The sequence below is a fragment of the Kytococcus aerolatus genome, from assembly GCF_900187395.1.
GTDB classification, from domain to species: domain Bacteria; phylum Actinomycetota; class Actinomycetes; order Actinomycetales; family Dermatophilaceae; genus Kytococcus; species Kytococcus aerolatus.
The window spans coordinates 614,537-627,537 of record NZ_FYEZ01000001.1 but is presented as its reverse complement, the minus strand read 5'-3'; the positions used below and the strand labels follow the sequence as shown (position 1 = coordinate 627,537).

Annotated in this window: 13 protein-coding genes and 2 pseudogenes; 3 read left to right on the top strand and 12 right to left on the bottom strand. The window is 74.1% G+C overall.

Going from position 1 to position 13,001, the window contains the following annotated elements; all coding sequences use genetic code 11:
• Positions 1-8: 8 nt before the first annotated feature.
• The 5 genes from rsgA to CFT82_RS02840 form a co-directional block, all read right to left on the bottom strand.
• Positions 9-1,016: a ribosome small subunit-dependent GTPase A gene (gene rsgA / locus CFT82_RS02855; RefSeq protein WP_088817558.1), complete on the bottom strand. Its 1,008-nt coding sequence runs from the start codon at positions 1,014-1,016 to the stop codon at positions 9-11.
• The gene (aroA, locus tag CFT82_RS02850; RefSeq protein WP_407656018.1) at positions 1,016-2,392 is read right to left on the bottom strand and encodes a 3-phosphoshikimate 1-carboxyvinyltransferase; all 1,377 of its coding nucleotides are present in this window, start codon (positions 2,390-2,392) and stop codon (positions 1,016-1,018) included. Before aroA ends, rsgA begins: the two co-directional genes overlap by 1 nt.
• Positions 2,393-2,400: 8 nt before the next feature.
• A complete protein-coding gene (locus tag CFT82_RS02845) occupies positions 2,401-3,135 on the bottom strand; it encodes a DoxX family protein (RefSeq protein WP_234994246.1) in 735 nt (244 codons plus the stop codon).
• A 106-nt stretch (positions 3,136-3,241) separates the two neighbouring features.
• Complete coding sequence (locus CFT82_RS11665; protein WP_159461832.1) at positions 3,242-3,418, bottom strand: hypothetical protein; 177 nt, start codon at positions 3,416-3,418, stop codon at positions 3,242-3,244.
• 51 nt (positions 3,419-3,469) lie between these two features.
• Positions 3,470-3,673 carry a YveK family protein gene (locus CFT82_RS02840; protein WP_088817557.1) on the bottom strand — a complete coding sequence of 68 codons (204 nt, stop codon included), beginning with the start codon at positions 3,671-3,673 and terminating at the stop codon, positions 3,470-3,472.
• A 290-nt stretch (positions 3,674-3,963) separates the two neighbouring features.
• Between CFT82_RS02840 and CFT82_RS11660 the strand changes: the two genes are divergently transcribed.
• Positions 3,964-4,443, top strand: coding sequence for a hypothetical protein (locus tag CFT82_RS11660; RefSeq protein ID WP_088817556.1), 480 nt, complete (start codon positions 3,964-3,966; stop codon positions 4,441-4,443).
• Between the two features lie 136 nt (positions 4,444-4,579).
• Here CFT82_RS11660 and CFT82_RS02830 read toward each other — a convergent pair whose 3' ends face one another.
• Both CFT82_RS02830 and CFT82_RS02825 read right to left on the bottom strand, forming a co-directional pair.
• Complete coding sequence (locus CFT82_RS02830) at positions 4,580-4,819, bottom strand: CDGSH iron-sulfur domain-containing protein (protein ID WP_234994245.1); 240 nt, start codon at positions 4,817-4,819, stop codon at positions 4,580-4,582.
• A complete protein-coding gene (locus CFT82_RS02825) occupies positions 4,816-5,880 on the bottom strand; it encodes an iron-containing redox enzyme family protein (protein WP_234994244.1) in 1,065 nt (354 codons plus the stop codon). The genes CFT82_RS02830 and CFT82_RS02825 overlap by 4 nt, the downstream gene beginning before the upstream one ends.
• A gap of 155 nt (positions 5,881-6,035) precedes the next feature.
• On the opposite strand from CFT82_RS02825, the pseudogene CFT82_RS02820 reads away from it, so the two are divergent.
• Together CFT82_RS02820 and CFT82_RS02815 are read left to right on the top strand one after the other, a co-directional pair.
• Positions 6,036-6,599 (top strand): annotated as a pseudogene (locus CFT82_RS02820) (DUF2243 domain-containing protein).
• Entirely contained in the window at positions 6,596-7,612 is a 1,017-nt protein-coding gene (locus tag CFT82_RS02815; protein ID WP_200815029.1) for a cytochrome c oxidase assembly protein, read from the top strand. The pseudogene CFT82_RS02820 and the gene CFT82_RS02815 overlap by 4 nt, the downstream one beginning before the upstream one ends.
• An 8-nt stretch (positions 7,613-7,620) precedes the next feature.
• Here the strand turns inward: CFT82_RS02815 and CFT82_RS11985 are convergent.
• The 5 genes and pseudogenes from CFT82_RS11985 to CFT82_RS02795 form a co-directional block, all read right to left on the bottom strand.
• Positions 7,621-8,061: pseudogene (locus CFT82_RS11985) on the bottom strand (spherulation-specific family 4 protein); the annotation flags it as partial.
• 98 nt (positions 8,062-8,159) lie between these two features.
• A complete protein-coding gene (locus CFT82_RS11655) occupies positions 8,160-8,363 on the bottom strand; it encodes a hypothetical protein (protein WP_159461830.1) in 204 nt (67 codons plus the stop codon).
• Positions 8,323-9,486, bottom strand: a complete 1,164-nt coding sequence (locus tag CFT82_RS11650; protein ID WP_088817554.1) for a hypothetical protein — start codon at positions 9,484-9,486, stop codon at positions 8,323-8,325. The genes CFT82_RS11655 and CFT82_RS11650 overlap by 41 nt, the downstream gene beginning before the upstream one ends.
• Positions 9,486-10,919, bottom strand: a complete 1,434-nt coding sequence (gene pelF, locus CFT82_RS02800) for a GT4 family glycosyltransferase PelF (RefSeq protein WP_159461829.1) — start codon at positions 10,917-10,919, stop codon at positions 9,486-9,488. The genes CFT82_RS11650 and pelF overlap by 1 nt, the downstream gene beginning before the upstream one ends.
• Complete coding sequence (locus tag CFT82_RS02795; RefSeq protein ID WP_088817552.1) at positions 10,916-12,976, bottom strand: hypothetical protein; 2,061 nt, start codon at positions 12,974-12,976, stop codon at positions 10,916-10,918. Before CFT82_RS02795 ends, pelF begins: the two co-directional genes overlap by 4 nt.
• Between the last annotated feature and the right edge of the window lie 25 nt (positions 12,977-13,001).

The following is a 13,001-nucleotide window of genomic DNA, read 5'->3' as shown; positions in this document are numbered from 1 at the left end:
CCTCGGCGTCACTCGCCGGCGCGGGCGGCGATGAGGCGGCGCAGCGAGTCGAGGCGCTGTTCCCCGCCCGCCCCCGCGCGACCGCTGGAGACCCAGTCGTCCAGGGCGCAGTCGTCCACGCCCAGGTGGGGGCAGGTGCGGGGGCAGTCCTCCGTCCCGGGGGCCAGGTCGGGGAAGAAGCCGATGAGCTCCTCCACCCCCACGTGGGCCAGACCGAAGGAGCGGATGCCGGGGGTGTCGACCGTCCACCCTCCGCCCGGGAGCTCGAGGGCCACGGCGGAGGTGCTGGTGTGCCGGCCGCGCCCGGTCGTGTCGTTGACGACTCCGGTGGATCGTCCCGCTCCGGGGACGAGGGCGTTCACGAGGGTCGACTTGCCCACCCCGGAGTGGCCCACGAGCACGGACCACCGGTCGGCGACGAGCTCGCGGACGGCGTCGAGACCGTCGTGGGGGTCCTCTCCGGAGCGGGCGACCACGACGGCGGGCAGGTCGAGCGCGGCGTACTGCGCCAGGAGGGGGGAGGGGTCCGCCAGGTCGGCCTTGGTGACCACCAGCGCCGGCTCGATGCCGGCGTCCCAGGCGGCCACCAGGCAGCGGTCGATGAGCCGGGGCCGGGGCTCGGGGTCCGTGACGGCGGTGACGATGAGCATGCGCTCGACGTTCGCGACGATGCCCCGCTCCACCGGGTCGGTGTCGTCGGCGGTGCGGCGGAGCAGGGTGCGTCGGGGCTCGCGCCGGACGATGCGGGCCAGGGTGTCGGGGTCCCCGGAGGCGTCGCCGACCAGGGCCACCTCGTCACCGACGACGATGCCCTTGCGGCCCAGCTCGCGGGCCTTCATCGCGCGCACCCGCACACCGTCCACGAGCACGTCGAAGCGTCCGCGGTCCACGGCCAGGACACGGCCGGTGATGGCGTCCTCGTGGGCCGGGCGCTGCTTGGTGCGTGGCCGGGAGCCCCGCTTGGGCGGGCGGACCTTGGCGTCCGCCTCCGAGTAGTCCGAGAGGCGTCGCGCCATCAGGTGGTCCTTCCCAGCAGGCGTTCCCAGCGTCCCGTGAAGCCGGGCAGGGTCTTGTCGGTCGTCTCGACGTCCTCGACGAGCAGTCCGGGGACGGCCAGCCCGAGCACGGCCCCGGCCATGGCCATTCGGTGGTCGTGGTAGGTGCTGAAGCGCCCGGCGTGGAGCGGCCGGGGGGTGATCTCCAGCCCGTCGGGCAGCTCGCGCACCTCGCCGCCCAGGGTGTTGATCTCGGTGGCCAGGGCGGCTAGCCGGTCGGTCTCGTGGCCGCGGAGGTGGCCGATGCCGGTGAGCGTGCTCGGTCCGTCGGCCAGGGCGCACAGCGCGGTGAGGACGGGGGTCAGCTCGCCGCAGGCGCCCAGGTCGGCCTCGATGCCGTGGAGCCCGCTGCCACCGACGTGGTGGGCGGCGGGGCCGGTGACCGTCAGCCCGTCGGCGTCGAGGACGCACCGGGCGCCCATGCGCTCCAGGAGCCCGCGGACGTGGTCGCCCCCCTGGGTGGTCCGCTCCGGCCAGCCGGTGACCGTCACCCGCCCTCCGGTCACGGCGGCCGCAGCGAGGAAGACGGCGGCGCTGCTCAGGTCGGGCTCGACGGTCACGTCCACCGGGTCGGGGCGCTTGCCCTCGACCCACCACGAGCCCTCGCCGCGCTGCTCGGTCCGCACGCCGGTGTGCGCCAGGGCGGCCCGCGTCATCTCGACGTGGGGGAGGCTCGGGACCTCGCCGGTGGCGGTGATCGTCAGCCCGTCGGGGAGGGTCGTCCCGGCCAGCAGCAGGGCGCTCACGAACTGGGAGGAGGCGCGGGCGTCCAGCTCGACCCGGGGGTCCGCGGGGTCGGGCGGCGCGAGGCGGCCGGTCAGGGTGAGCGGGAGGACGCCGTCGGCCCCGGGGGCGCTCTGGGCCCGCACGCCCAGCGAGCGCAGCGCGTCCAGGAGCCCGGTGAGTGGGCGGAACCCCAGGTGCGTCTCGCCGGTGAAGGTGACCGGTCCGTCGGCGAGGCTCGCCAGCGGGGCGAGGAAGCGCAGCACGGTCCCGGCCTGGTCGCAGTCGATCGGGCCGGCGGGGGACCGCCAGTCGGGGGAGGGGGTGACGCTCCACGGCCCGTCCGCAGGAGTGGTGACCGTGTGCCCGAGGGCGCGCAGGGCGGCGGCCATGGCGCGGGTGTCCCGGGCGTCGAGCGGGGCGTGGAGGTGGCTGGTGCCGGTGGCGAGGGCCGCCAGGGGGAGCCACCGGTTGGTCCACGACTTGGACCCCGGGACGGTCACCGTGGCCTCGACGGGGCTGGTCGGCGTGGGTGCTGCCCAGGTGTGGGGGGACGCAGCAGGGCGCGGGTCCGCACCGGAGTGCAGCCCGCGCCCTGGGGTGTGATCGGTCACTGGATCGATCAGGCGTTGACGGTCTTCTTGGCCTGCTTCACGGCGTCGTCGACGGCGTCGGTGAACCGGTCCATCATCGAGTCCTTGCGCTTCTTGGCGGCGAAGGCCTTCATGCTGCCACGGCCACCGACCTTGGCGGTCTTGGCGCCGGCCTTGGCCTGCGTGCCGAGGAGACCGGCGGCGCCGGAGGCCTTGCCGGCCTGCGCGGCGAGGGAGGCCTTCGCGGCCAGACCCTTGTTCTCGGCCTGCAGCTTGGCGATGTCCTTCTTCAGGCCGGCGATGGTGCTGGCGTGGTCCGCGCGGGCGGAGGCCTGGTCGGCCAGCATCTGGGCGCGGTAGCCCAGGCCCGGCTTGCCGGCGGTGTCGGCCGCGGCGATGAGCAGGCCGCCAGCGATCGCGAGGTCCTTCATGAACTGGATCTGGGTGCCCTGGCGCTGCTCGCCGTCCTGCTCCCAGAATCGGTTGGCGGTGAGGTTCACGGCGGTGACGTCGGCGGCCAGCGCGAGGGCGCAGAGGCGGGGGGCGATGCCCAGGGCCAGGCCGGCACCGGCGACCACGGACACGTAACCGTGGGCCTTCATGAGCGTCTGGCCGTCGGTCTCGACGCCCATCGGCTCGAGCACGTTGTCGGCGGCCTGCTGGGCCACCTCGGCACCGTGCTCGGGGCTCTTGACGTGGTTGATGCCGGAGGCGACGAACAGGCCACCGAGCATCGGGCGGGCGATTATGCGGATGAGGTCCATGCTGTCCTCCTCGGGACGGGTGATGGTGTGCTTCGAGCCTATCGTGCAGGCATCTGGACCGCCGCCGCACGCGACGTGTAACACGTCACCCGGGGGGATGGGTCGCTCAGCAGTTGCCGACGCCGAACCCGAGGGCCAGTCCAGCCAGACCGCCGAGGGCCAGGCTGCGCGCCGGCAGCGGCTCCGAGGGGGAGGTGGGCAGCGTGGCCGTCTCCAGCGGCACCAGCTCCAGCTCGGTCTTTCCCCCCTCGATCTCCACGGCGCGGTCGGCCGTCGCCTGCATAGCCGCGTTCGCGATCGCCCGGGGTGGACGCCTTGGCCGTGATCGTCAGGTTCACGCTGCTCTCGGGGCCGCGGCCGTCAGCCAAGAGGCGATGGTGGTGGGGCTCTCCTCCAGCTGGAGGGCCTCGCGCACCTGCTCGACCACAGGCAGGCTGCTCACCAGCGGCAGGTAGGGCTGGGTGCGCTTCTCCGCCAGCAGGGTGGCGGAGTACGACTGCGTGGTGGACTCGCTGTTCGTGCCGTGGACGAAGCCCACGGCGTGCGCGGTGTAGCGGACCGGTTGCAGAGCGGTTCACACGGCGGCGGCTAGGAGGCCCAGGGCCAGCAGGCGAGCAGGACGTGGGCCTGTCGCCGGGCCGGCCGCATGAGGTCGGTGGTGGTCGACGGGTTCCCTCCTGCGTGTCGTCCGGCCCATTATTTTCGGCACTGCTGTCACGGCGCTGTCACGCGGGTGGGAAGGGCTTTGTCGTGGATGCGGCTCAGCCTACGGTGGGGGAGTCAGTGTCCACAGGGGACAGACACCATGCTCTCAGAAGGGGAAACACCATGACCATCTCGCGCCGCACGCTCGTCCAGGGCGCCGCCTGGACCGCGCCCGCCATCGCCGTCGCCACCACCACCCCGGCCCTGGCTGCCTCGCCCACCCCGGAGACCCCCATCGTCATCGACGGGGAGGCGGAGGGCAGCTGCAAGTTCCCGGGCCGGAGCCGGGGCCAGAAGGCCTACCGCATCGCCGTCCACTTCTCGAATGAGTCCGAGGTCACCGGCACGGTGACCATCGTCGACATCGTCGGCCCCGACGGCAAGGAGCTCACCTGGGCGAACGACCAGAACCGGGACAGCTACACCATCCAGCCCGGCGGCGGCGACGTCGTCTTCTTCCTGCTCTCGGACAACTCGGCCAACATCTCCGTGGAGGTCACCTACACCGTGGCCGTCGACGGCAAGGTGTACACGCTCACCGAGACGGTCGCCATCCCCGCCTTCCCGCCCTGCGAGAAGGACATCTGGTCGCCCTGGGAGTGAGTCCTGCGCCCCCGCACCGCGGGTGGCTCCCCGTGGTCCCCGCGTCACCCCCGTCTCGGAGGGTGGCGCGGGGACCGCGTCGTCGCGGGCGCTGACACTGGGCCCACCGCCCGGCGGGCCCAGTGGGTCCGGAGGGTCACGGGCGAGACGGCGCGCCGAGCAGCTTGTGGGTGCCGTCGCACCAGGGGAGCCTGCCAGAGGACTCGCACCGGCACACCGCGACGACGGGGCGCGTGACCGGGTGCGTCTCACCCGCCGCGTCGACCACGTGGGTGGCGCCGCGCAGCAGCGCCGGCCCGCCGGGGCAGTCCAGGACCCGTACCCCCTCGGCGGGGAGGACCTCCACCGGCAGGCCGGGGGAGTCAGCGGCGGTCACCCGGCCACCGCGACGGGCGCCGGGCGCAACGCGCTGTCCCCTGCGTCCCAGCGGGCGATGGCCTCCTGCCCCACCCGTCCCTCCAGGTAGAGCCCCGCCAGGAATCCGAAGAGCAGCCGCTCCGGACCCTCGGCCCGGGCCACCGCGGGGCACATCTGCCGCAGGGCCACCTGCTCGTGGACCGCGTCGGCCTCCACGTGCTCGTCGAAGTACGCCCACGCCTCCCGGTCCAGCCCCAGCCGTCGGGCACCGGCCACGTACTGCTGGCAGGGCAGCGAGCTGGTCGTCTCGATCATGGCCAGGTGCCCCGCCACGGCCCCGGCCCAGTCACGCCGGGAGGCCCACCACCCGAGGGCGACGTTGGCCGCGAGCACCGGGGCGGGCCAGGCATCCACGTAGGCGCCGTAGGTGGGGTCCAGCCCGACGGCGGTCATCGCCCGGGCGAACAGCCCCGAATGCACGTCCTCGGCGCGGCAGTTGCCGTACTCGTCGACCTGGATCTCCAACATCGCCAGCTTGGCCGGCATCGGCAGGCGCGGCAGGGCGAAGGTGTGCGGGTCGGCCTCCTTGAGCTGGTAGGCGGACTTCAGGACCAGCACCTCCCGCCACTGCTCCAGGGTCAGCGAGCGCCGGGCCCGGACCGCCAGCGAGGGCGCGTCGGTGAACTCGGCGTCGGGCAGGGCGAACAGTGTGGTCGCGAGGTCCTCCCGCGCCGCGGCCAGATGCCGGGCCACGGCCGGCTCGATGAGGGGGCGCAACGCCCGCTCGAGGGCGTCCTCCAGGGCCACCCGCAGGTGCACGAGGCGGTGGTCCACCTCCCACCGACCGTCGACGCCGTCGAAACCGTGGTATGCCAGCCCCTGCAGGGTCCACAGGGCCAGCAACGCGTCCTCGTCCTGGAGCACCGCCGTCCCCGCCAGGGAGTCGGCGGCGGTGAGGGCCTCGGCCAGGGCGGCCCGGTCCTCTGGCCCCTTCTGGTGCGGGTCCGTTCCCAGGAGCGCGACCACGGTTCCGGAGAGCAGGCCGCGCGGGGTGGGCAGGGTGGGCAGGGTCTGACTCACGCCGCGAGTCTAGTGGTGATCCTCCTGGCCCGCCGCCGGGGGAACCTCCAAAGCCGTTACGTCTCAACCCGCGCCACTCCCAGCAGGAGTAGCGTGGCAGGGGCAGCGCCCGGGCCGGTCGGCGGTCGGGGTCCCACCAGCACCGGGAGAGCACCATGATCCCCTCCACTGACACCGGCAGCACCGTCGGTCAGGCCCGTGCGGACGACCAACCGCCCAGCATCCAGCTCCCCGGCATCCTGCTGGGGGTGGGACTGGGCGGGTTCCTCGACGGCATCCTGCTGCACCAGATTCTGCAGTAGCACCACATGCTCAGCGCTTCCGAGAGCGCGAACGTCGACATCGGCTCCTACCCGGTCACCTCCGTCCACGGCCTGCAGATGAACACGCTGTGGGACGGGCTGTTCCACACCGCCACCTGGTTGGCGGTGCTCGCCGGCCTGGGCGTCCTCTATGCCCGGGTGTCCCACGCGCGCGGCCGGGTCTGGGCCTCCCGGGTGCTGTGGGGGTGGATCCTCGTGGGCTGGGGGCTGTTCAACCTGGTGGAGGGGGTGGTGGACCACCACCTGCTGGGCATCCACCACGTCATCAGCGGCCGGTACCAGACGGTGGCCGACCTCGCCTTCCTCGCCCTCGGCGCGCTGCTCGTGCTGGGCGGGTGGCTGCTGCAGCGTGGGGGCCGTCCGGCCGAGCCCGCGGCAGCCTCCGCCCGGCCGTGAGCCTGTACCCCGTCAGGGGCCTGCACCCCGGCACGGACCCTGGGCACGGCGGCCACGCGCACCCCGCGGGCTCCGGCACCGACTGGGCCGTCGTGGGACCGGTGGCGGTGGTGGTGGCCGTCGCGGTCGGCTACCTGGTGCTGTCCCTGCTCCGGCGGCGGGAGCACCGTGGGTGGAGCGGCTGGCGGGTGGCCAGCTTCTCCGCCGGCTGCGCGCTGCTGGTGGCCGGCCTGGTGCCGGCCCTCATCCCCTTGCCCCACGGCTCCTTCGCCGCCCACATGTACCAGCACCTGCTCATCGGCATGTACGCGCCGCTGGCCCTCGTGCTGGGCGCCCCGGTCACGCTGCTGCTGCGCTCGCTGCCGCAGCGCCGTGCCCGGGTCCTGGGGCGTCTGCTGGGCTCGGCCCCCCTGGGGGTGCTCGCCCACCCGGTGACCGCGCTGGTGCTGAACGTCGGCGGGCTCTACCTGCTGTACCTGGCGCCCCTGTACCAGGCCACCACCGAGCAACCGGCCCTGCACCACGTGGTGCACCTGCACTTCTTCTTGGCGGGCTACCTGTTCGCGTCCTCCATGGCCGGGCCGGATCCTGCCCCGCACCGTCCCTCGGTGCCCGCGCGGCTGGTGGTGTTGGGGGTGGCCGTCGCCGGCCACGCGGTGCTTGCCCAGCTGGTGTACGCCGGGGTGCTGCCGCACGTGCAGGCACCCGCCGACGACCTGCGGGCCGGCGCCGACCTCATGTCCTACGCCGGGGACATCGCCGAGCTGCTGCTGGCCCTGGCCATGGTCAGCACCTGGCGCCCCCACCCCCGGGAGCGGGCGTGGCGTGTCCCTGGCCCCCGGCCCCGCCCCGGGCGGGATCACGGCGCCGTGGCCGAGCCGCTACCGTCCCAGGGGTGGGGTGGGGCTGAGGCGGTGCACCACGCCAGGTCCGCCCCGAGCACGCCGGGGACCGCACGTCCCTGCGGGGCGGAGTGCACCAGGGTCCACCGCAGGGCACCGTCCGGCAGGTGACCCGGCTCCGGCTCCGGAGGGGTGGCGCTGCTGGACTCCTCAGCGGTGCAGGCGGCGTCGACCAGGCCATCCAGGCGGCGGGCGTACCCGGGGTCCAGCCGGCGCCCGGGGTTGATCACCACCCGCTCCCAGTCGGGCCGCAGGAGCTCGAGCATGCGCAGCGAGCGGTCCACCTGCTCGGGGTGCTCGTCGCCGCTGCACCACTCGTCCAGCATGAGCGTGCGCAGCCCGTCACGCTGTCGCCAGGTGGCGGCGTCCGCCAGCACCGCCTCGACGGCTCGGAGCCCCCACCCGGTGTGCACGTACCCCGCGACGCAGGGGGCGGGGGCCGCCGTCGTGAGGGCACAGAGGGCGGGCTGGTAGGCCTGCCACGACCGCTGGTCACCGGGACCGTCGTGGACGTTGACCACCACCAGGCCGTCGCCCCACTGCCGCCAGCTGGCCGCCATCGCGGTGGCGCGCTCCCACACGGCGGGGTGGGTGACGGGGTGGGCGTACAGCGGCCACCCCGGCGCGGGGCGGGGCACCCGGACGTGCTCCGGCGTGGTCACACGAACACCCGCGCGTCGTGGAAGTGGCGGATGCTGTACAGCAGGCTCACCGCGGTGCACAGGGCGGCGACCACCACCACCCACAGGGCCCGGTCCAGCGCCAGGGCCGCCCAGGCGGTCACCAGGGCGCCGACGGCGGGGACCAGGGGACCCCACTTGTCACCGAACGCCGCCAGCAGGGCCGAGAGGGCCGCCGGCACGCCGAACCCGGCCGCGGCGTAGGCGGCCCCCCGCGCCCCGGGGGAAGGGATCTGCAGGAGGGGGGGCGGCCAGCAGCACGGCTCCGGCGCAGACCAGTGCGGTGGCCACGGAGGTGGCCAGCACCAGCGACCACGCGGCGCTGCGGGACCACCCCAGGGACGTGCTCCGGTGGGCGACGTTCGCGAGGCTCACCCGGACGCCGGTGATCCACGGGTCCAGCAGGCACATGGCCCCGACGATACCCGCGACCATCGCGGTGGTCGCGTTCGCGGGGGCCGCGTTCAGGGCCAGCAGGAGGGCCACCACCAGCACCAGCGCCTGCAGCAGGGGAGGCACCGCGGCGCGGGCCTCGGTGCCGGTGGGCGCGGGCACCCGCCAGACGTGGGTGGTGCGGAGCACCACGGCGCAGGCCACCCCCAGCACGCAGGTGAGGGCGACGCCGGCCACGGCCCACTGCTCGGCCCGCCCGTCCAGCGGCCACTGCAGGAGCCATGCCAGCCCGGCCGCGGCCCCGCAGGCCAGTAGCGCGCCGCCGTAGCGGTTGACCACCAGCAACAGGGACAGACAACAGGTCAGCACCATCCACCCCAGGCAGACCAGCACCATCTCCACCCGGTCCGGGACCAGCGTGGCGTACAGCAGGACCAGCACCAGGCTGCCCTGCCCCAGCCGCTGGGCCAGCCACCAGCCCACGTCGAGCGCGCGCTGGGGCTGGCCGGCACCCAGGGCGTGCCAGGAGGTCCCGGCCACGGTCTGACCGGCGACCCACCCCAACCCGCCGGCCGTGCCCATCGCCAGCACCGAGATGCCCAGGGCGTGCTGGACCGCGGCCGAGAGCAGCGCGCACGCCACGATGAGCAGGGCCCGCCGCAGGGAGGCGGTCATGAGCCGCCGCTGCACCATGGCGTGCCGCCGGGTGGGCGGGGCCTCCTGCTCTGCGTAGATCTCCTCGGCCACGGAGAAGACGTCCGGGTGCCCCCACAGTGCGCGCGCCGTGCGGTCGGTGACGCCGGCCGCCTCGATCCGCGCGGTCATGTCCCACGCGTCCACCGCCCCGGCGGCAGCCTGGGCGACGTCCGGCCCGGGGTCCACCGGGGGGCGGGGCGCGACGGAGGAGGGCATCAGCGGGTCCGGGTCTCGGCTGCGTGCAGGTACTCCTCGTGGTAGGCCTCCAGGCACTGGCGCAGGTCGAAGCGCTCGCGCGCCCACACCGCGGCGCGGCGCCCCATCGTGTGGCGCGCCTCGTGGTCGGTCAGCAGGTGGGCCAGCTCGTCGGCCAGGGCCTGCGGGTCACGGGCCGGGACCAGCGCCCCGACGGTCTGTTCCTCGTCCACGCAGTCGGACACCCCGCCGACGTCGGTGGAGACGGTGGCGCGGCCGCACATCATCGCCTCAATGAGGCCGAAGGGCAGGCCCTCGCTGATGCTGGACATGGCCACTACGTGGCCGGTCTCGAAGCCGGGGCGGCTGCCGGGGGAGGCCCCCTCGAAGGTCACGCTGTCGCCCACCCCCAGCTCGTCCACCACCTGCTCCAGGCTGGCGGCGTACTCACGGTTGGCGTCGTTCAGCGGGCCGAACAGCCGCAGCCGTGCGTCCGGCACCCGCTGGCGCACCAGGGCGTGGGCCCGGATCAGGGTGGCCAGGTCCTTCAGCGGGTCGATGCGGCCGACGAAGGCCGTGGTGGGCACCTCCGGCTCGCGCTCGATCACGGGGTACCGGTCCACCTCCACCCCGTTGTGGATGACCCGGATGGCGGACGCCGGGGCCCCAAGGCGCCGTTCCCACCGCGCGTTGAACTCGGTGACCGGCAGCAACCGGTCGGCCCGTCGGCAGGCCAGCCCCGCCAGATGCCGGTGGAAGGAGGTGACGGCCCGGCGGACCGACCAGCTGCGCTCGTCCGCGGCCGCCAGGTAGCGCTCCCGCAGCTGCACCCCGTGCTCGGTGAGCAGCCACCGGGCACCGGTGCGGGCCTCGTGCGCCATCGCCACCAGCGAGGTGGGGCCGCTGCCGGTGGCGTGGACGACGTCGATGTCGTCGGCCAGCCGCGTGTCGGCCAGGGCCAGGGTGCGGTCCACCAGGCCGCAGGCGCGTGCGGCCTCGGCCACCGAGAGGGGCGGCAGGTCCCCGGCGTGCCGGTTCCAGGCATCCAGAAGCCCGCCCAGGGACCCCTCGCGGGTGAGCAGCGCGCTCACCGACGTGTCCCGGGCCAGCTCGAGCCAGTCCGCGATCGCGGCGTCGAACTCGTCGGTGCGCTCGTCGGAGGGCGCGATGGCCGCATCCCACATCCGGGTGGTGACGTCCCGCAGGGCCCGGCGGTGCTCCCGTCGGGTGCGTGTGGGTTCCCAGCGTGCCCACACGCCCACCTGCTGCACGCTTCGGACCGAGGCCGGCAGCTCCCACCGCAGCTCCTCGGTCCCCGTCCCGGTCAGGGCGACCAGGTCGAAGGACACGTCGATGCCCTGCACCAGCTGGTCACACCACGTGCTGACGCCGCCGGTCGTGTAGGGATAGGTGCCCTCCGTGACCATCGCCACCCGCACGGGCGGCGCGGTCACGAGGACCTCGTGGCCGAAGCACCCCATCCGTCGCCGGGAACGGTGAGGGTGCGCGGCAGCCAGGTGCCAACCTCGTAGGTGCCCACGGCCTTGCCGGCGTACTCCTGGGGCAGGCGGGACCAGCCACTGGTGGTGCCGGCCGGCATCGAGACCGGGATGGTGGCGCCGTCGCCGGTGGCGCGCAGCTGCACCCGGCCGCCGCGCCAGGTGGCGCGGGCGTCGCCCTCGGCCTGCCAGGCCGCCGCAGCGCGCAGCTGCTCACCGGCCTCCGCCTGGGTGGGGTTCACCAGCGGCGTGTTGTCGGCGAAGATCGCGCGGTAGTCGGTCAGCAGACGCTCCAGCACCGGGTAGATGATGCGATCGCCGGTCTGGTTGGCCTGGTGTACGTAGTGCGGGCGGGCGTCGTTGTTCACCACGCGGGAGAGGGCGTTGGCCGCCTCCCGGGGCACCAGCACGTCCTGAAAGTCCTCCGCCCCGCTCAGCGGGGGCAGGCAGGTGGTGCGGGGGTCGGTCTCGCAGTGGCCGGAGCCACCGTCCGCCCGGGAGGAGTAGATCCAGGTGTACTCGTCCACCTGCTGCTCTTCGGTGGCCGCGTTGTAGAAGATGTTCATCGGGTGGCGGGGCACGGTAAGGGCCGGGCCCACCGGGCGCTGCCACGGGTCGCGGCTGTTGTCCGCGGCGATCCACCGCACCCCGGTGCTACGCAGCGCGCCGCCCAGGTTCGGGTTGTCGGTGGACAGCTCCGGGTCACCCAGCAGGCCGGAGTGTTCCCCGGTGATCAGCTCGGTGCGGTCCACCGGCAGGCCGTTCCAGAACGCAAAGTCCAGATTGCGCCGGATCTCCTCGACGAGGGTGGCCCGGGGCACGGTCACCACGGCGCCGGCGGCATCCCGCTGGCAGCTGGCAGCGCCGGTCACCGGGTCGTACTGGCGCTCGCAGCCCAGGTGGCGGTGACTCCAGGTGTGGTTGATGAAGCGAAAGTCGCGGGGTCGGGTGCGCAGCGCGGCCAGCAACGGGTCGGTGCCGTGGGTGGCGGCGTACTCCCGGGAGCCGGCGCCGTTGAAGGCCTGGTCGATCTTCAGGCCCCACTGCTGCTGCCAGGAGCGCATGAACTCCACGTCGGCCGCGTCCATCCGGGCGGTGGCCGGCTCGTCGGGGAGCACCTGGGCCGGGTCGCACCCGGCGCCGATGGTGCAGTTGCCGTGGGGGCTCCACAGGCTGCTGGCGCTGAACGTGTCGTCGGAGTGCACGGAGAACGCGTTGCTGTAGCTGCCCAAGTGGATGCCGCGGGTCAGCCACTCGATCTGGCCGTGGACCAGGATGCGGGTGTGAACCTGGTAGCGGTTGAAGGAGAAGGTGTTGAACATCTCCTCCCGGCCGTCGGCGCGGTGGATGCCGGTCATCACCGCGGTGGCTCCCGACGGCGCGCTGCTGGTGGCCACCGCCTCGGCGCCTCCCTCCAGCGCGGCGGCGCGGTACCCGTAGGTCTCGGTGACCGCGGGGTTCACGTCGTCCACCGGCACCGGGCCGTCAAGGTAGCTGAACGCGCCGGCCCGGGCGCTGGGGGTCACCTGGAGGGTGCTGTCGTCCAGGGGCCCGGCGGCCTCGGGGGTCTGCAGGCCGACGGCGGCCGAGGGGTAGACGTAGGCCGAGATTTGGCGGATGGCGAAGCGCGCCTGCCAGTCGCGCAGGGCGTCCGCCTCCGCCTCGGAGAGCTGCGCGGGAGCCGAGTTGGGGGTGATGACGCCCTGGAAGGCGGCGTGGTCGGCGCGACCGCCGACGGTCAGGAAGGACGCGTCGATGGTGGGCCGGTCAGCGGCGTTCAGGTTCACCAGCCGGTGGGGCACGCCCTCGCGGACCAGTCGGTCGGTGTACGCGTCCATCGTCGGCGACCCGTCATCGAGCACCAGCACCACCAGCTCGATGCTGGGGTCGGCGACGACCTGCACCGAGGGGGCCGGGGCGTCAGCGGCCTGGGCGGTGGCCGGGGTGATCAGGCCCAGGGAGGTGAGGGTCAGGGCGCTCAGGGCGCGCGAGAGCAGGGGGCGGGGGGGCATGAGGAGGGCTCCTTGCTGATGGGGG